This is a genomic window from Ruegeria sp. CE12 (assembly GCF_056537525.1).
On record NZ_JBQFRS010000016.1, the window covers coordinates 1 to 18302 of the forward strand.

An 18302-nucleotide genomic window follows, 5' to 3' on the forward strand; every position below is an offset into this window, starting at 1 on the left:
CAGGCCGTCTCTCCGACCCGTCAGCACCGCCTCAGCAGCGCCGGTGAAGGGGGTTCTAAGGATAACCAACAAAAGCCGCAAGTGGAAAATTACGTTCTGCGCGATTTTTTTGCTTTTTTCGTTTAAGTATAAATAAAACAATAAGTTACACCCGCGTCACGATAGTCGATAACCATCAAAAGTACGATTAACCCCACAACAGTTAAGCTTGATCAGATTGGACGAAAAGGGATCAGCACAAGATATAGAGGATCGACGCAAAGGCCCCACAAGAAGCCGCGAGTCAGATTGGGCGAGTCGTAGCGAGTCTTGCGATTCCAAAGCCCTGAAAATGACAATCAACGCTCGGATACTCCGTCGAGTTCACTCCATAGATCTGCACGTACTCATTGGCTCATAAATTTGTATCTTGCTGCGGCAATGTCTTGCACACGCGACAATGATGCGGTCAGGTTCCCGAACAATCGAAACTGAACCGGCTGCAGAACAACAATGACACCTGCTGATCCCTTTCCACTGGTACGGACTGTTGGCTTTGACGGCATTCTTGTGACCTACGCCGATACGATGACAGAACCTTCGAACCGAGCAGCGCTTGCGTTTCGAGCAGAGGTTGAACGACAACAATGGAAAGGTGTGATCGAAACCTCAGCTTCGCTCGCGTCGACCTACATAAGGTTCGACCCCCAGCTTTTGCCTCATAGTGATGTAGAGAGCCGCGTTCACGGATTGCTGGCTCATCAGGATTGGTACAGTGCCCCCCTTCCATCGGGGCGTAAGCTGTGGCGGGTGCCGACCGTTTATGGCACCGACCTCGCCCCCCAACTTGAAGAGGCCGCCGCAGCGGCTGGCCTGTCACCCGCCGAGGCGATCCAGCGGCTCGGGCAGTCTCGGGTACGTGTACTGACGATCGGCTTTGCACCAGGTCAACCTTATCTTGGACCTCTGGGTCCCGAGTTCAACATTCCCCGACTGCAGGAACTGACACCGATGGTACCTGAGGGCGCATTGGTTCTGGCAATTTCTCAATTCGTTTTGTTCTCCGGCCCCACCCCGACAGGATGGCGTCATGTTGGCCAGACGGCATTTCGCTGCTTTCAGCCGGATAGCGATCAGAGCTTTGCCCTGAACCCGGGGGATGAAATGCAGTTTGAAGCCATTTCAAAGGAACAGCTGGAACACATTAAGGCCAACAACACTGATGGCACCGGTGGCGCTACCTGTCAGGAGATTGCGGAATGAGTCTGGTCGTTCATCGCATAGGCCCTGCTTGCACTGTTCAGGATCAGGGTCGATCGGGGTATCTGGATCAGGGATTGTCCCGTTCCGGTGCAGCGGACATTCCAGCCCTGCAAGAAGGGGCAGCGCTGCTGGGACAGAGCCCGAGCCATGCAGCTCTGGAAATGGCGGGAATGGGTGGTGAGTTCGAAGCGACGCAAAACACCCGCGTCGCCCTTACCGGTACACCGATGCAGGCAAGCATCGATGGCAGTCCGATTGCCTGGAATGCCTCACACCTGTTGGAGCAGGGACAGCGACTGGTGATCGGGGCGACGCTACAAGGTAACTATGGCTATCTGCATCTTGGAGGTGGGATTGATACCAAGGTCTTTCTGGGTTCCCGCTCAACCCATCTGACCGCCAAGATCGGTCGCGCAGTACAGCCAGGTGACACCATTCCCAAAGGAACCGATACCGGAGAAACGGGCATGAAACTGCGCCCTGACGAGCGGTTTTCAGGTGGCTTGCTACGAGTCGTCAAAAGTTTTCAGACCGGCCTGTTCGACGACACCACCCTGGATCGCTTTACCAGCACCGAGTTTAAACGCGGCGCTCGAGCTAATCGGATGGGCATGCAGCTGGAAAGCGAAGGCGAAGGCTTTGCCGCAAAAGGCCAGTTGAACATTCTGTCCGAAGTGATCACGCCCGGAGACATTCAAATGACGGGAACGGGGAACCCGTTCATCCTGCTTCCGGAATGTCAGACCACCGGCGGTTATCCCCGCATCGCCACGGTATTGCCCTGTGACCTGCCCCGCGCCGCGCAAACACCGGCAGGTGGCACCCTGCGGTTTGAGTTTGTAACCTTGGAAGAAGCCGTGGCGCTTCAGTCCGCCTATCGGGCAGAGCTTGCGCGCCTGCCAAACCGGGTCGAGGCATTGGTGCGCGATCCACATGACATCCCGGACCTGCTGTCCTACCAATTGATCGGCGGAGTGATCTCTGCCACCGACTAAGGAGATTTGCCGATGCCTCGCGTCGATCTGAATGCCGATATGGGTGAAAGTTTTGGCCCCTGGAAAATGGGGGACGATGAAAGCCTGCTGAAAATCATCACCTCCGCCAACATCGCCTGCGGCTTCCACGCGGGTGACCCGGATGTGATGGCCAAGACGATGACCACTGCAGCCGAAAACGGGGTCGGCATTGGCGCGCATCCCGGTTTTCCGGACCTCCAGGGCTTTGGACGCCGCAACATGAAAGTGCCGCATGACAGTTTGCGGAATCTGGTGCGATATCAACTGGGCGCTGCCATGGGTATGGCAACGGCCGTCGGTACAAAAGTACGCCATTTGAAACTGCATGGAGCACTGGCAAACATGTGCTCGGTTGATGTGGATATGGCGCGCGCCTGCTATCAGGGCGCGCTGGATGTGGATCCGGACATCATCATCATGGTCCTGGCGGTTACCAAACAGGAAGAGGCCGTGCGCGAACTGGGGTGCAAATGGGTGGGCGAGATTTTTGCCGACCGCGCCTATAATGATGACGGCACCCTGGTCGATCGCAGCCTGCCGGGTGCGGTGATTCATGATGCCGAGATTGCCGGTCCGCGCATTCTGAACATGGTCCGTGAAGGTGCAATTATCACCGAAAGCGGTAAGCGGCTGGAAACCTCGATCGACACGATCTGTCTGCATGGTGACGGACCAACCGCAGTTCAGATCGCAAAATCCGTTCGTGAAAACCTGATTGCAGGTGGTGTAGAGGTTACCAAATTCACGCGGTAGTCTTGCAGCAAAAAAAGGGCTGCGAAATTCCTTTCGCAGCCAATCACCATCCAGGAGAGAATGCCGGGCCTTATGATGGCCCGATCATGAAACAGGTAACGTTGCGCGCTTGAAGACGGCGGCAGGCCAGATCTGCCTGTTCGCGGGTCATACCCTGAAAAGTCGCCTCGAAACCACGAGAGCTTTGATTCACCTTGCGTAGTGTCCCTTCCAGAGTGGTCATTTCTGACAGTGCGGTTTTCAGCAAGATCTTTTCCGCCTCGTAGCGGGTTGTGTAGCGACCTACATTGACGCCCCACAGATGCCCGCCTGACGTAGACAGGCGTGTTACAACCTCTTGTTCGGGTTCCGGCTGCTCGGCGGGTTGGGTTGATGCGAGCACCAGATTGTCAGGCCGCAGCGCGGGTCGCGTATCAGCATTTTCAACAGGCGGGGCTGTTGGTGCTATATCAGCTGCCGCAATGGCGGCCGCAATACCATCCTGAATACGCGCGCCATTCTTGGCGGCGGTTTCCGCAACAGCGCTGGCAACCTGAAGGCCTGCACCGGCACCGGGCCGCAAAACTGGCCGCAAGCTTTTCTTGGGCGCGCCAACCAGGCGCACAATCTTGGTCGCGTCACCAAGGCCGGTGTTGCCGGCATAAGCAGGGCGCGACGGTTTGCGGATCGGTGCGCGCGAAGGTGCGCGGCGGAAACCCAGGTCCAGCAACTCAGCTACTTTGGCGTTGCGCGAAGCACCAGATTTGCCACCAAAGACGGTGGCGATGATGCGCTCATCCTTGCGCTTGGCCGACGCAACCAGATTGAACCCGGCTGCACGGGTGTAGCCAGTCTTGATCCCGTCCGCCCCTTTATAGGCTGCCAACAGACGGCGGTTCGTGTTCGGAACTGTTTTGATACCCGCATGAGTCGATTGCCGCGAGAACAGGTTGTAGTACTGCGGGTAGTCATAAAGCAGGTGACGGCCCAGTGTAGTCATGTCGCGTGCGGTCGAAAGATGGCCCGATTCAGTCAGACCATGCGCGTTCTTGAAGGTGGTGCGGCTCATCCCCATCGCCTTGGCCGTGCGGGTCATACGACGTGCAAAGGCGGCCTCGGATCCGCTGATCGCGATTCCGATTGCGGTTGCCGCATCATTGGCCGATTTCACGGCCGCAGCGCGGATCAGATAACGAAATGCAATGGTCTGCCCTGTACGCAAGCCCAGTTTCGACGGCGGTTCGGATGAGGCCTTTTTGGTAATACGAACCGGTGTGTCCAGGGTGATCTCGCCATTCCGCACCGCTTCGAATGCGATGTAGAGCGTCATCATTTTTGTCAGCGATGCCGGATGCAGCCGCGTGTCAGCATTGCGGGAATGCAATACCTCTCCGGTACGCGCATCGATTACCATCGCCGCATAAGGTGCCGAGATAGCCTGCAATGGCGCCAGAACTAGCAGCCATAGCATAGCTATAAGGATAAAGCCCATTCGGGCCGGAACTGTCCGCCGAATCTGCACGATCTTTGCCTCTGTCTGCCTCGCGCCGCCGGGTTTTCCCGGTCAGCTAATCTTGTTTTATTATGGTTCAGGCTAACACAGAGAGTGGCCGAAATAAACCGAAAGGTGAAATTTCCACACCAATGTTATCGTTTCAGGTAGCACTATATCTGGCGATTGAGCATGCGTGACCTACCAAACAGGCGATATTGCCGAAAACAAGGCGTAGTGGGATTTCGAATTTTTCAAAACTGAGACCATTGCGCAACAGATCAGGGAATCTCCCGAACAAGCGATGCTAGACCACCCAGATTCCGCAGTTCGCGAAATCTGGGATTATCAACCGGAACATCAGCGTGCTCGATCTCCCATACCAGTCCGTGCGGGACGTAAACGCCCCAACACCCGGCCTGTATCGGCGCAACCACGTCCGACCGCACCGAGTTACCCACCATCATCGACGCCTCCGGCCCGTCACCGTGGCGCTCAAAGATCGTCCGATACGAATCGGATGTCTTTTCCGAGACGATCTCGACCTCATCAAACAGTTCACCCAGACCCGATTGCGCTAGCTTGCGTTCCTGATCGATCAAATCTCCCTTGGTTATCAGCAACACACGATACGAGTGCGCGACAGATTCGATCGCCTCCCGAGCATGGGGCAGCAGTTCAATCGGATGGGCCAGCATCTCCTGCCCGGCCTCGACCAACTGGCGAATAACGGCTGCAGGCACCTTATCCTCAGTCACCTCGATCGCAGTTTCGATCATCGACAATGTGAAGCCTTTGATTCCATACCCGTAGTGCCGGATGTTGCGCTTTTCCGCCGCAAGCAATCGATCCATCAGGTGATCACGCTCGGCATGATCGGCCAGCAGATCCGCGAAATACGCCTGCGTCAGCTGGAAAAACCGCTCATTATGCCAAAGAGTGTCGTCTGCATCGAAGCCTATGGTGGTCAGCTTGTCTTCCATTCCGATTACGTCCAGTCCCTCTTTCCTCTGGATACGGTGACGTTATATAAGCCAACAGATAAACCGAAGCTTGAATCGGAAACTCACTAGAAATGCTCGAAACCCAGTGGATGATGTCTGACAAGTCGGACGAGGAAGGCGATACGTCAATCCTTGTTCAGACGAAGCCCAAGACCAAGCGTCCTCCGTTGTACAAAGTTCTGCTGCTGAACGACGATTACACGCCGATGGAATTCGTCGTGCACGTTCTCGAGCGTTTCTTCTCGATGACGCATGCGCAGGCGTTTGAAATCATGCTGACGGTGCACAAAAAAGGTGTGGCCGTCGTGGGCGTGTTCAGTCACGAAATCGCCGAGACCAAGGTCGGTCAGGTGATGGATTTTGCGCGTCGGCATCAACATCCGCTTCAGTGCACAATGGAACGGGAAGAGTAAGGCGGCAGAGCGGGCGATAGCGCGCGCCAGACCTTTTGCAGGAATTATCTATGTCCCCTCGCCTCAGCCTTGCATTGGAAAGCGGTCTGACGTTGTCACAGCCCGTGTCAGTCTTGGCCCCCACACCAGATCACGACCTGTCTGAATTGCCGCGCGAGACGCAGGTGGTTCAACCCTTCAAGCCTTTTCACGATCATTTCGGGGCGCAGGGTTTTGCAGCCACGCCTTCAGCGGATGACCCCTGTCAGGATGCGATTGTCTTTCTCCCTCGCGCCAAGGCGCTTGCCCGTGCTCTGGTGCATCAGGCGTGTCACCGCGCCGGTGGGACTGTCGTCGTGGACGGTGCAAAAACCGATGGCGTGGACAGTTTGCTGAAAGACATTCGCAAGCGGGTTCCAGTTGAAGGACCCATTGCCAAGGCCCACGGCAAAATCTTCTGGTTTCAATCCGACCCAGCGGCGTTCTCCGATTGGGCCGCAGCAGAAACGCAGCAGGCGGATGGGTTTCAGACTGCTCCCGGCGTGTTTTCTGCGGATGGGATCGATCCGGCCTCTGCTCTGTTACTGGAAGCCTTACCCGAAAAGTTGGGTTCGCGGGTCGCCGATCTGGGCGCCGGATGGGGATATTTGTCAGCAGGTTTGCTGAAGGACGACAGCATCCGTGCATTGCATCTGGTCGAGGCAGACCATACCGCCCTGGATTGTGCGCGCGCCAACGTGACAGATTCTCGTGCCCAGTTTTATTGGGCAGATGCCGTCACATGGAACGCTCCGGAACCGATAGATACCGTCATCATGAACCCACCGTTCCACACATCCCGCAGTGCTGACCCGGCACTTGGACAGGGGTTCATCAGCGCGGCAGCGCGCAATCTGGTCCGTTCGGGTCACCTGTGGATGGTGGCCAACCGCCACCTGCCCTACGAAGCAACCCTGAGCGACATGTTTGCGCAGGTCGATGAGGTAGCCGGAGACAATCGGTTCAAGGTTTTTCATGCCTCTCGCCCTCGGCGATAAGGCCCGCTAACCTGCGCCACAACTCAGGAGGATTCGAATGTCCTTTTCCATAGCTGGCAAAACAGCAATCGTTACCGGCGGAGCAAATGGGATCGGCCTGGCCATTGGGCGTCACTTTGCGGATGCCGGGGCTAACGTCATGTTCGCCGACATGGATGAAAAGCGCCTGCTTGAAGAGTTGGGTGAACAGGCCGATGACAGCAATATCCGCTATTTTGCAGGCGATCTTCGTGAAAAGCTGACAATCGCGAACCTGCTTTCAGCGACATTGGACGCCTTCGATCAGGTCGATATTCTGATCAACGGTGCCCGGCAGGTCATACCCTCTGATCCGCTGGACATGGAGGACGACTCGGTTCGCACCCTGCTAAACCAGAACCTCATGCCGGCCTTGCGGCTGAGCCAGCTGGTTTCGAAGCGTATGATCAAGCAGGCTGGTGACAATGATGAAAACCCAGCCGGTTCCATCATCAATCTGTCCTCAATTGCCGCGCGTCGCACTCATCCGGACCTGATGGCCTATTCGGTTTCAACAGCAGCTCTGGATCAGATGACCAGGTCTTTGGCTGTTGCCCTGGCCCCGAACCGGATTCGCGTGAACTCAATCGCTCTGGGTTCGGTAATGAGCGCATCATTGCAATCCACCCTGAAAGAGAACCGGGATTTCCGGGACGATATCGAAAAGCACACACCGTTGGCGCGTATCGCTGCGCCCAATGAACTGGTTGAAACCGCACAATTCCTGGCCTCGGACGCGGCGGGTTTCATGACCGGACAAATCCTGACAATCGACGGCGGCCGCACCCTGCTGGACCCGGTCGCTGCCCCTGCACATTAAGACCCATGTTTGAAACTGAAAAAGCCACTGCTGCAGCCTGGTTCCGTGAGCTGCGCGATGACATCGTCACCGCCTTTGAAGTGCTTGAAGACAGCCACGAGGCTGGACCGTTCTCGGACGCAAAGCCCGGCCGGTTCGAAGTCAAGGAAACCAGACGCCAATCCGATGACGGTTCGGACGCAGGCGGCGGACTAATGTCGGTGATGCGCGGTGGACGTGTATTCGAGAAGGTCGGTGTCAATGTCTCGACCGTTTATGGAACACTGGGTGAGCGCGCCCAGCAAGCAATGGCTGCGCGCAAGGGCATTCCGGGCATGAAGGATGACCCAAGGTTCTGGGCCTCGGGGATCAGTCTGGTCGCGCATATGCAGAATCCGCATGTCCCGGCGGTCCACATGAACACGCGTATGTTCTGGACCCCCCATGCCTGGTGGTTTGGCGGCGGGTCCGACCTGAACCCGTGCATCGAGTATGATGACGACACAGCGCATTTCCACACGACGCAAAAGGCGCATCTGGATCCGCATGGCCCCGGCCACTACCCGCGTCTGAAGGAATGGGCTGACGAGTATTTCTACATCCCGCACCGCAAGCGAGCACGTGGAGTTGGCGGCATATTCATGGACGACTATTGCACCGGGGACTGGCAGGCCGACTTTGCGCTGACGCAGGATATCGGGCGTGCGTTTCTGCCGGCCTTCCTGCCCCTCGTCGAAAAGCGCCGAGTTCAGGGCTTCGGCGAAGACGACAAGAACACGCAACTGGTGCACCGTGGCCTCTATGCCGAATACAACCTTGTCTATGACCGGGGCACCAAATTCGGGCTGGAAACCGGACACGATCCGGACGCGGTTCTGATGAGCCTGCCACCTCTGGCCAAATGGGTCTGAACCTCGGGCTCAGAAACCCAGATCCATGAAGTTGTCGTAGCAATACCCCTGCGCAGACGCAGCCGTCATGTTCGCCCCTACCCGTTTGACGGTGACAGAATAGCCTGGACTTGTGTCAGCCCCGGCCGGCGGTGTCAGGGAGAACTGGACCGTCCGCACGCCAGGCTCATATGCCCTGTAGATATAGATGCGCTGCGTGGCAGACGTTCTGAGGGTGCGGATGGCAAAATCGCCGATCCCGCACCAATAGGTGACGGGCGCGGTGCTACCGCTGGTTGCCACTTCGTAAACACCGCCATCCATCGGAGTAACCGTTGTCTGGTAGGCGGGCCGTATGCCGACGCCAAACCCTATGGCGGACGCAAATCCCGGTACCAAAATCAGCGAGATCAAAGTGCTTATCTTCACCAAGCGGTTCATAATAAATCCAATCCCAAGAATTCTTGTTTGAGATCGATAATAGATGGCGCGCCGGGTGAGTAAAGCCGGACAGGCCACGAGCAAGGGTCATTGACCCAAATCGCGCTCAGCCAAAAAGCTATCATTTCAACAATTTGCGCGCTAACATCGCGATATGTTTGTTTGTTGAGGTGCATGTTGAGCAAGACGTTTCCAAAGGACTGGTTCGATATTTCGCCCGAGAAATACGCGGATTTCGGTGCTTTGTTTTATCTTGCCGGACTGACCAAAACGCATCAAAAGCGCAGCCTTGCTCAGGTTCTGTATGCCTTTGAAACACCTCTTCGACTGGGCCAGTATCATATCTTTCGTCAGAACGGTTTTCCCCGCGGGTTCGTTACCTTTGCCGGCCTCAGCCCCGATGCCGAATACAAATATGCGGTTCAGGAAAAAGCGTTGACAGACACGGATTTCACAAGCGGATCTTCATTCTGGATTGTCGATCTTGTTGCCCCGTTTGGACAGACCAGCCAGATGGTGGATATTCTCAAACGTGAAATCCCCCATCCGCGCGTCCGAACCAACAGAATGGATAGCGATCTGACCCGGAACAGGATCGTTGAATGGACCCGGGACGACGCAGGCGAAGTACATATGCGGCTGTATAAGAAAAAGGAGTTCGCACAGGCGCTGAAAGAGGAAGGATCCTAGAATGGTCTCAATCATCGGCGACACAACAGGTTCGGTAACCGGTGACCCACCGAATGTTGCGGACGGTGATCTGGGCATAACCAGCGGGTTCCCGATCATTTCTCAGGACTGGGAAATTCAAACGCCGCCTGCATTCGGCACAGCGACCATTGATCCTGCGACCGGAGAATGGACCTATACCGTTGATCCTACTTTCTTTGATGATCTGGACAATGGAGAGATCGTTACCGACACGTTCACCGTGCAGGTAACTGCAGTTGTCAGCGTGTTTGGCTTCCCGGTTGAGGACATCCAAACGCAGCAAATCACAATCACCATTGAAGGCGTCTGCTTCACCGCAGGCACGCTGATAAATGCGCGGGACGGCCCGTGTCTCATCGAAAACTTGCGCGTAGGCGATCTTGTCGTCACCGAAGATCACGGTTTGCAACCGATCCGTTGGATCGAAGGCAGTCAGATGAGTGCTGAACACCTACGCGCAAACCCGGCGATGCGACCGGTTCGAATTGCTGCAGGAAGTCTTGGCCCCGGCTTGCCAAAGCGTGATTTGCTCGTGTCGCAGCAGCACCGTGTCCTAGTCCGTGGCCCCAAAGTTGAGCTGTTGTTTGGCGCATCCGAAGCTCTGGTTGCTGCCAAGCACTTGTGCTCGTGGCCCGGGATTTCCGTCGATATATCGGATACGCCAGTTGAATACATGCATATCCTGCTGGATCGTCACGAAATCCTGATGGCCGAAGGCGCCCCGGCCGAGAGTTTGTTTCTGGGCGAAGAAGCGCTGCACACACTATCGTCGGATGGGTTGCAGGAACTGGCCGAGATCTTTCCTGACCGGCCAGCTTCTGACGGAATGAGCTTTGGGCGCGCAGCGCGGGTCATTCTGCGTGAACACGAAGCGCGGGCACTGGCCTGAGATCAGGCCTGCCCGTTCGCAGCAACGCGCCCGCCAACATCCTGCGGGGCCAGCGCGACCGTCTTGATAACCGCATAACAAGAGCGACCGGGCGCAAGCCCGAGCGCCGAAACCGAACGGCGTGTCACGCGCGCCAGTATGGCACCAGCCGGCGTTTGAACCGACACGATTGCCCCCGGCCCTTCGCCTGCCCGGATCGTATCGACTGTTCCTTCCAACACATTCAGCGCCGACAGACCTTCCGGTTTTCGATCTGACAGAATGACCTCTTGGGCCGGAATGCGGATACGCAACTGTTCCCCAACGCGATGCGGAATCTTTGGCAGGAACAAACGGCTACCCCCTGCCTCAAGCTCGGTCAGCCCGTCCGCATGATGTTCCACAACCTTAACCCGCAACACCGCACCTACTGCTCGAACACCCGCAGGAGCGACGGAGGGGTCAGCCAACACCTCGGACGCCGGACCATGACGCAGAGCCTTTCCGTCCTGCAGCGCCACTACCGAAGTAGCCAACCGCGCAACTTCTGCGGCCGAATGCGTGACATAAAGGATCGGAACTGACACTTCGTCCCTCAGTCGCTCGAAATAAGGGAGGATTTCCGCCTTTCGGGCATCATCCAGCGCTGCCAAAGGCTCATCTGCCAAAATTAGGCGGGGGCTGGCCAGTAAGGCACGACCAATCGCCACCCTTTGTTTCTCACCGCCCGACAGTTTAGCGGGGCGGCGGTCCAGAAGATGACCAATCCCCAGCATTTCGATAACTTTGTCCGGGTTTTCGCGTTGCGCATTTCTGGGCGCGAACCAGCGCCCGAATGCCAGATTTTGGCGAACCGTCAAATGCGGAAACAGCCTACCTTCCTGAAAGATATATCCCAGACGCCGCCGATGCGGTGGCAGCCACAATCCTTTATCGGTGTCGAAAAGAACCCAGTCATCTACGGCAACCCGACCTGCCTGTGTTCGCAGCAATCCGGCGACCGCATCAACGATCGTCGTCTTACCCGAACCGGATCGTCCGAATAGAACCGTTACGCCAGGCGGTGCATCAAAACTCAGATCCAGTTCGATCCCCGGCAGGCTGTGTTTCAAACGGACGGATAAGCTCATGATCCGGCCACCCGCGCAGCCGCACGCCGACCAACATACTCAGACAGCAGCAAGGCACCCATCGCAATGATAATGGAAATGATGACCAGCCGGGTCGCCGCCGCCTCCCCTCCCGGCACCTGCAAGAAGGCATAGACAGCCGAAGGTAATGTCTGCGTTTGACCCGGTATGTTCGACACGAATGTGATGGTCGCCCCAAACTCACCCATCGCCTTGGCGAAAGCGAGGATCGCACCAGCAATGATCCCCGGCAGAATCATGGGTAAGGTCACGGTGGCAAAGACAAACGGTTGCGAGGCCCCAAGGGTAGCACCAGCCTGTTCAAGCTTGGGGTCGACCGCTTCGATCGACAGCCGGATCGCCCTCACCATCAGCGGAAATGCCATGATCCCTGCTGCAAGCGCAGCTCCGGTCCAACGGAAGGCAACAACGATGCCGATTTCCGCCAGAAGTTTCCCTAACGGTCCCTGCACACCAAATGTCAAAAGCAACAGATAGCCTGTCACTACAGGAGGAAGGATCAACGGCAGGTGCACAAGACCGTTCAACAGTTGCCGCCCTGGGAACCGCCATCGAGCAAGGGCATAGGCCACAAATATTCCCAACGGGAGCGTTGCGAGCGTCGCCCAGAAGGATACGCGCAGCGAAAGCCTCAGCGCTTCCAGCTCTGCAGGGCCAAGCCACCCCATTATTGCGCACCCGGCAGAGAAAACCCCTGCTCCAGAAAGACGGCCTGCGCTTCTTCGGACTGCAGATAGCTCAGAAAGTCCTGTGCATCCGATGCGCCGGATTTCGTAAGTGCCGCCGGATAAATGATCGGTGCATGGGACCCGGAGGGGATCGTCCCAACAACACGGACCTGTTCCTCTGCCTGCGCATCAGAACGGTAAACGATGCCCAGAGGTGACGCCCCGGTGGCAACCAACGCAAGAGCTGCACGAACATTGTCTGCCTGCGCGACTTTGCCTTGAACACCATCCCAAAGGCCCAGATTCTGTAAAGCTGTCTTTCCATAGATCCCTGCCGGCACGGCATCGACAAGGGCCATCGCCAGATAGCCACCCTTCAACTCTGATTGCAGGTCATAATCCGCGCTGAGTTCGCCAGGGTCCGACTGACCCGAACCGCCAATCAACACCAAACCGTTGCTTAGCAGATCAATCCGGGAATCAGCATCGATCCGGTCGTGATCCTCAAGATAATCCATCCATTCGACATTGGCCGAGATGAACACATTCGCAGGGGCACCAAGCTGTATCTGGCGTGCCAGAACCGATGATGCCGCGTAAGAGATCGTGACGCCTTGCCCCGATTGTTCTTCAAAATCTGCGGCAATCTCATCCAGCGCGGTTTTCAGACTGGCCGCTGCAAATACCAGAATTTCTTCGGCTGCTGCCCGAATCGGGAACAAGGCCAAAGCGCAAATCGACAGCATTGCGAACAGATGGCGGCATGCGCCGGGCTGCATCCTGTGCTCTCCCGTTAGGAAAGTAACTTTCTCAGGGAATATCGGAGGCAGCCGGGCACAAGCAAGGTCATTTGCGGAACACAAAGGTGTATGCGGCGGAAAAAACAGCACATCCCGATGGTTCGGGCGCAAATTGCGGACACATTCACTGGCACAAACCCGCAATCAGTTATTTTATGCAAAACTTGTGCAAGAATTTGTGCCTGACCCTCTTGCGCCCGCCCTCAGGCTTGGCTAAATCCCCCCTCACGGGTGATTAGCTCAGTTGGTAGAGCGCTTCGTTTACACCGAAGATGTCGGGAGTTCGAGTCTCTCATCACCCACCATCGACTTTCATTGAAAATCAATCCGCTAGTAGATATCGCGCCACAGGATGTTTGGCAGCGTACTACTCATCATATTGCACTTTCCCGCTATTCCTTGGCAAAGGAACACGGCTTTTCAATGCTCACTATACTGGCTTTGTCCAACTCAATCGGCGATTCTCAAGAATCCTGACCGGTGTAGGTATACCACCAGCTCCGCATTGCAGCGTTCATCGATCTCAGGATGTCGCACAGATCTTAGCCCCCACCCGAACAGGTTGCGTCGCGAGTGGGTGCGGCGAATACCTTTGATCCGAAATCCAAAGCGGCGATGATCAATAGTTCTCGAATGGCCGTTGTTTTGGCGCCCGCCTCACCTTCTCTCTAAACCTAGCGCCTATTGGTGGCGCCCAGAGAAGTGGAGCTAAGACAATTAGCAATCGCCGGGTGACACGCCGTCCCGTTCAGCACTGTGCTGAGCGTTTTGTAAGAGACGCTCGATCATGAACTTGTCGGTTAAGTGACAGGCTTTGTGAGGCTTCTTTATGTGGACAGTTCGCGGCCAGGAACCTGTCCTACACATCCGCGAGCGTCATTGGGGCATGCGATTTACGGCGAGAAATTTAGAAAGTCACAAATATATGACAAGTTCTCGCAATACTTATGCCAATATTGCAATACATATGAGATCAACCCCGCCGAGCTGTTTGTTGGTGTTTTTTTAACGAGGGGGTACTTCGGCGGGATCAGGGGTGAGAGCGTGTTGGCATTCCAAACTGCTGTACACAGCTCTCCCCCGACTTAACAAAATTCGACCAATCTATCCGCCCCGAAGCCTTTGCATCAGATAAATCTCAGCCCCTTCCGGGATCGGCTCTGACAAGCCGCTGGCGATGATGCGCCCGTCGATGGCTACGGAAACACCCGCGTCGATCGGGGCCTGCAACTGTGGATAAACCCGCACCAAAGCACGCAGCAATTCTCCTGTCGTGGCGGCCTCGACCTCGACCACCTGCTTGCCCCCGGTCAAAGACCGGAGGCCAGACCAAAGGTGAACCTCAACCATCTTCCTTCAGCGCAGCAAGGATACGTGGTGGGGACATTGGCAACTGCCGCATGCGGACACCTGCAGCATTGGACACCGCGTTAGCGATCGCTGCCAGCGGCGGCACGATGCCGGTTTCACCCACACCTCGTACGCCGAATGGATGGCCCGGGTTGGGCACCTCTACAATCACCGTGTCGATCATTGGCAGGTCGCTGGCGACAGGGATGCGGTAGTCGAGGAAGATCGAGTTCTGCAAGCGACCATCATCCCCATAGACATACTCTTCGTTGAGCGCCCAGCCGATGCCCTGTGCGGCACCACCCTGATATTGCCCCTCGACGTAGTCTGGGTGGATCGCCTTACCTGCATCCTGAATGACGGTGTAGCGGGTTACGCTGGTTTTGCCGGTTTCTGGATCAACCTCGGCATCGACAATATGCGTACCGAAAGAGACGCCTGCGCCTTCCGGGGTAGCCTCAAAATGTCCCGAGATCGGCCCACCCGTTGAACCCATGTCTGCGGTGATATCAGCCAGCGGCATGGGATCGAAGTCACCTGCATTCGGGCCAGAAGGCACGGCATGGCCGTTTTCCCATTTCACCGCGTCGGCAGGGATACCCCATTTGGCCGCCGCCCGTTCGCAGAGCTTTTCGACAGCACTACGCGCGGCCTTGATTGTCGCCAAACCACTGGCATAGGTCACGCGGCTGCCATGGGATACGTCGTTATAGCCCAGCGTTGCGGTGTCCGCGACCGTTACACGGATGTTCTCATAAGGGATGCCCAGCACCTCGGCTGCCATCAGTGCCATTGAGGCGCGCGAACCACCAATATCCGGCGTACCGACCATCAACTGTGCAGAACCATCCTCAGACAGTGCTAACGAGACTGATGTCTCACCCCCGTGGTTGAACCAGAAGCCGCAGGAAATGCCGCGCCCCTGCCCCGGTTTAAGCGGTGCTGAGTAATGCGGATGCGCCTTGGCGGCCTCCAGCGTTTCAACAAGCCCGATACGTTCATACCGTGGGCCATAGCTGGCTTTGGTTCCTTCATGTGCCGCGTTTTTCAGACGCACATCCACCGGATCGAGCCCCAGCTTGTTGCACAGCTCATCCAGAACCGATTCCACTGCAAACGCGCCCATTGGCGCACCAGGCGCACGATACGCGGCCTGTTTGGGACGGTTGGACATCACGTCATAACCTACCTGCCGTACATTGGTCAGGTTGTAGGGCGCAAAGGCGCACATAGCGGTCATATCGCCGGGTGCACCCGGGAAGGCCCCGCCTTGCAGGCGGAATACGCCTTGCGCAGCAGTTATCGTGCCATCCTTCTTCATGCCGATTTTGACGTCCATCGAAGCCGATGCGGTCGGTCCGGTCGCACGGAACACTTCGGAGCGGTTCATGACGATCTTGACCGGGCGATTTGCCTTGCGGGACAGGGCCAGAGCAACGGGTTCGATAAAAACTGTGGTCTTGCCGCCAAATCCGCCACCAATTTCAGATGCGGTCACACGGAGCTGCGAGGTCTCAATTCCCAGCAGAGCAGCACAGGTTTTCTGCGCAATCCAGTGTCCCTGCGTTGTACACCACAACTCACCTTTGCCGTCATTGCCCAGCGTCGCAAGGCAGGCATGAGGCTCGATATAACCTTGGTGCGTTGCCTCGGTGACAAAGCTGTCTTCAATAACCAGATCGGCCTCAGCAAATCCGGCTTCGACATCGCCATGACCACTTTCATGGTAACGCACGACATTTGGATGCATCCCTTCGGGAACCGAGTAATCGGCCGCGCCTTCGCGGATGACCGGCGCGTCGGGTTCCATTGCCTTGTCCACATCGGTCACATGAGGCAGGACTTCGTATTCCACTTCAATCAGCTTGAGCGCGTCCCGCGCGGCCAACGCCGAAGTCGCTGCAATTGCTGCCACGGCATGGCCGTCATACAGCGCCTTTTCGCCCGCCATGACGTTTTCCAGAACGTTCCAGAACTCGCCTTCGAGACCGGGCTTGAACTCAACCTTGTCGGAAAAATCTGCACGGGTGACGACGGCTTTCACATCCTTGTGCGCTTCGGCCCGCGAAGTATCGATACTGATGATACGTGCATGTGCGTGGGGTGAGCGCAGAATGGCACCGTGCAACATGCCGGGCGCATAGGCATCCGCTCCGAACTTGGCACGGCCGGTCACCTTGTCCAGGCCATCAGGACGGTCAGGGCGTGTTCCTACAAATTTGAAATCTGATTTGCGATCATCGAGTGCCATTACGAAGCCTCCCGCAGTTCAGCAGCCGTATCCATCACGGCGCGGATAATCTTGTCGTACCCGGTGCAACGGCAAAGATTGCCCGCCAGCCAGTAACGCGCTTCTTCCTCGGTCGGGTTGGGATTCTTTTCCAACAGCGATTTGGCCGCGACCAGAACACCGGGGGTGCAAACGCCACACTGAAGAGCTGCATGTTCGATAAAGTTCTTCTGCAGCGGGTGCAGAACATCGCCATCGGAGATGCCTTCGACCGTTTCGATCTGCTTGCCCTCGGCCTCAACCCCCAGCATCAGGCAGGAACACACCAGACGGCCATCAACCGTGACCGAACAGGCCCCGCAATCCCCGGTTCCGCAGCCTTCCTTGGCGCCGGTCAGGTTCAGCTTGTCGCGCAGACAATCCAGCAGGGTTTCGCGTGGATCGCACAGATATTCGACCGTATCTCCGTTCACAGTCGTGGCTACGTGGAACTTGCTCATGCTTGCTCTCCCTTCGCACGGGTATAGGCAATCTTTGCGGCGCGCTTGGTAAGCACACCTGCAACTTCGGTACGGAATTCAACAGTACCGCGCTTGTCGTTGATCGGGTTGCAGGCTGCTGAAGCAGCCGCAGCCAAAGTTTCAAGCGCTGCGTCATCAAGCGTGGTGCCGATGATCGCCTTGGCGCATTCGTCAACCAGCAAGACAGTCGGCGCAACCGCACCCAGTGATACTCGGGCTTCAGCGATTGTATCCCCATCCAGACGCAGGTTCACCCCAACGCCGACGACAGCAATGTCCATCTCGGTGCGTGGGATGAAGCGCAGATACGCATCGCCACCATTTGCGCCGCGCGCCGGAATGTTCACAGCAGATATCAACTCGCTTTTGGCCAGCGAGGTGCGGCCCGGGGCGGTGGGAATATCTTCGACAGCGACCTCGCGTGTGCCGTCGGGGCCGGTCACCGTAACGGTCACCCCGGCCGCCACCATCGCCGGTACGGAATCAGCAGCCGGTGAGGCATTGCACAGATTACCGGTCAGGGTTGCACGCCCCTGAACCTGTGTCGAACCGATCAGATCCATCGCCTCGACTACTCCGGGCCAATCACTAGCCAACTCGGCATGTTCGCTCATCTCTGCCCCCGTAGCCGCGACACCCAGTGTCCAGCTGCCGTCTGCATTGCGGGTGATATCCGATACACCGTTGATTTTCTTGATGTCGATAAGCGTATCAGGCGTCACAAGTTCTGATCGCAACTGCACCAGAACATCGGTGCCGCCTGCCAGAAATCTTGTTACGCCCGTCGCGTTCGCTGCCAGAGCCGATGCCTCGGCGAAACTGGCGGGGCTGTGATAGTCCATGAATTTACCTCGCGCCTGTTGGTCAGGGTTCACTGGGGTTCGAGGTGGACGTTAGTGCAGCAACCCTGCCGCGTCCATGGCAGGAGCGACCAAATTTT

General features: G+C 56.8%; 19 protein-coding genes and 1 tRNA gene. 10 read left to right on the plus strand and 10 right to left on the minus strand.

Annotation, left to right across the window (positions count from 1 at the left end; genetic code table 11):
- Positions 1-492: 492 nt before the first annotated feature.
- From ACR0IO_RS21730 to ACR0IO_RS21740, 3 genes are read left to right on the plus strand one after another with little or no spacing between them, the layout of a single operon-like run.
- Positions 493-1242: a 5-oxoprolinase subunit B family protein gene (locus ACR0IO_RS21730; protein ID WP_480744720.1), complete on the plus strand. Its 750-nt coding sequence runs from the start codon at positions 493-495 to the stop codon at positions 1240-1242.
- A complete protein-coding gene (locus tag ACR0IO_RS21735; protein ID WP_480744722.1) occupies positions 1239-2237 on the plus strand; it encodes a 5-oxoprolinase subunit C family protein in 999 nt (332 codons plus the stop codon). Before ACR0IO_RS21730 ends, ACR0IO_RS21735 begins: the two co-directional genes overlap by 4 nt.
- A 12-nt stretch (positions 2238-2249) precedes the next feature.
- Positions 2250-3011, plus strand: a complete 762-nt coding sequence (locus tag ACR0IO_RS21740; protein WP_155143003.1) for a LamB/YcsF family protein — start codon at positions 2250-2252, stop codon at positions 3009-3011.
- A 70-nt stretch (positions 3012-3081) separates the two neighbouring features.
- On the opposite strand, the gene ACR0IO_RS21745 is transcribed toward ACR0IO_RS21740, so the two are convergent.
- Both ACR0IO_RS21745 and ACR0IO_RS21750 read right to left on the minus strand, forming a co-directional pair.
- Entirely contained in the window at positions 3082-4482 is a 1401-nt protein-coding gene (locus ACR0IO_RS21745) for a D-alanyl-D-alanine carboxypeptidase family protein (protein ID WP_480744848.1), read from the minus strand.
- A 281-nt stretch (positions 4483-4763) separates the two neighbouring features.
- Positions 4764-5465 carry an HAD family hydrolase gene (locus tag ACR0IO_RS21750; protein ID WP_480744725.1) on the minus strand — a complete coding sequence of 234 codons (702 nt, stop codon included), beginning with the start codon at positions 5463-5465 and terminating at the stop codon, positions 4764-4766.
- Positions 5466-5557: 92 nt separating this feature from the next.
- Here ACR0IO_RS21750 and clpS point away from each other — a divergent pair, with 92 nt between their 5' ends.
- Genes clpS through hemF form a run of 4 tightly spaced genes read left to right on the plus strand, consistent with a single transcriptional unit; the run spans position 5558 to position 8643 of the window.
- Positions 5558-5899, plus strand: a complete 342-nt coding sequence (clpS, locus tag ACR0IO_RS21755; RefSeq protein WP_480744727.1) for an ATP-dependent Clp protease adapter ClpS — start codon at positions 5558-5560, stop codon at positions 5897-5899.
- 50 nt (positions 5900-5949) lie between these two features.
- Positions 5950-6915 carry a class I SAM-dependent methyltransferase gene (locus ACR0IO_RS21760; protein WP_480744729.1) on the plus strand — a complete coding sequence of 322 codons (966 nt, stop codon included), beginning with the start codon at positions 5950-5952 and terminating at the stop codon, positions 6913-6915.
- Between the two features lie 37 nt (positions 6916-6952).
- Complete coding sequence (locus tag ACR0IO_RS21765; protein ID WP_480744731.1) at positions 6953-7753, plus strand: SDR family NAD(P)-dependent oxidoreductase; 801 nt, start codon at positions 6953-6955, stop codon at positions 7751-7753.
- Between the two features lie 5 nt (positions 7754-7758).
- Positions 7759-8643 carry an oxygen-dependent coproporphyrinogen oxidase gene (hemF, locus tag ACR0IO_RS21770; RefSeq protein ID WP_480744734.1) on the plus strand — a complete coding sequence of 295 codons (885 nt, stop codon included), beginning with the start codon at positions 7759-7761 and terminating at the stop codon, positions 8641-8643.
- A gap of 9 nt (positions 8644-8652) precedes the next feature.
- On the opposite strand, the gene ACR0IO_RS21775 is transcribed toward hemF, so the two are convergent.
- Complete coding sequence (locus ACR0IO_RS21775) at positions 8653-9051, minus strand: hypothetical protein (RefSeq protein ID WP_367646994.1); 399 nt, start codon at positions 9049-9051, stop codon at positions 8653-8655.
- 186 nt (positions 9052-9237) lie between these two features.
- Here ACR0IO_RS21775 and ACR0IO_RS21780 point away from each other — a divergent pair, with 186 nt between their 5' ends.
- Both ACR0IO_RS21780 and ACR0IO_RS21785 read left to right on the plus strand, forming a co-directional pair.
- Positions 9238-9753, plus strand: coding sequence for a toxin-activating lysine-acyltransferase (locus tag ACR0IO_RS21780; RefSeq protein WP_254436940.1), 516 nt, complete (start codon positions 9238-9240; stop codon positions 9751-9753).
- 1 nt (position 9754) lies between these two features.
- Positions 9755-10663, plus strand: coding sequence for a Hint domain-containing protein (locus ACR0IO_RS21785; protein ID WP_480744737.1), 909 nt, complete (start codon positions 9755-9757; stop codon positions 10661-10663).
- A 2-nt stretch (positions 10664-10665) separates the two neighbouring features.
- Here ACR0IO_RS21785 and modC read toward each other — a convergent pair whose 3' ends face one another.
- From modC to modA, 3 genes are read right to left on the minus strand one after another with little or no spacing between them, the layout of a single operon-like run.
- Positions 10666-11772 (minus strand): molybdenum ABC transporter ATP-binding protein, encoded by a 1107-nt coding sequence (gene modC / locus ACR0IO_RS21790; protein WP_480744739.1) that lies wholly within the window; start codon positions 11770-11772, stop codon positions 10666-10668.
- Positions 11769-12461, minus strand: a complete 693-nt coding sequence (gene modB / locus ACR0IO_RS21795) for a molybdate ABC transporter permease subunit (protein WP_480744743.1) — start codon at positions 12459-12461, stop codon at positions 11769-11771. Before modB ends, modC begins: the two co-directional genes overlap by 4 nt.
- Positions 12461-13240, minus strand: a complete 780-nt coding sequence (gene modA, locus ACR0IO_RS21800; protein ID WP_480744745.1) for a molybdate ABC transporter substrate-binding protein — start codon at positions 13238-13240, stop codon at positions 12461-12463. The genes modB and modA overlap by 1 nt, the downstream gene beginning before the upstream one ends.
- Before the next feature lie 250 nt (positions 13241-13490).
- Between modA and ACR0IO_RS21805 the strand changes: the two genes are divergently transcribed.
- A tRNA-Val gene (locus ACR0IO_RS21805) sits at positions 13491-13566 on the plus strand.
- A gap of 799 nt (positions 13567-14365) precedes the next feature.
- Here the strand turns inward: ACR0IO_RS21805 and ACR0IO_RS21810 are convergent.
- Genes ACR0IO_RS21810 through ACR0IO_RS21825 form a run of 4 tightly spaced genes read right to left on the minus strand, consistent with a single transcriptional unit; the run spans position 14366 to position 18204 of the window.
- A complete protein-coding gene (locus ACR0IO_RS21810) occupies positions 14366-14611 on the minus strand; it encodes a MoaD/ThiS family protein (protein ID WP_155142993.1) in 246 nt (81 codons plus the stop codon).
- Positions 14604-16862: a xanthine dehydrogenase family protein molybdopterin-binding subunit gene (locus tag ACR0IO_RS21815; RefSeq protein ID WP_480744748.1), complete on the minus strand. Its 2259-nt coding sequence runs from the start codon at positions 16860-16862 to the stop codon at positions 14604-14606. Before ACR0IO_RS21815 ends, ACR0IO_RS21810 begins: the two co-directional genes overlap by 8 nt.
- On the minus strand, positions 16862-17341 hold the full coding sequence (locus ACR0IO_RS21820; protein ID WP_480744750.1) for a (2Fe-2S)-binding protein: 480 nt from the start codon (positions 17339-17341) through the stop codon (positions 16862-16864). Before ACR0IO_RS21820 ends, ACR0IO_RS21815 begins: the two co-directional genes overlap by 1 nt.
- Positions 17338-18204, minus strand: a complete 867-nt coding sequence (locus tag ACR0IO_RS21825; RefSeq protein ID WP_480744752.1) for an FAD binding domain-containing protein — start codon at positions 18202-18204, stop codon at positions 17338-17340. The genes ACR0IO_RS21820 and ACR0IO_RS21825 overlap by 4 nt, the downstream gene beginning before the upstream one ends.
- Between the last annotated feature and the right edge of the window lie 98 nt (positions 18205-18302).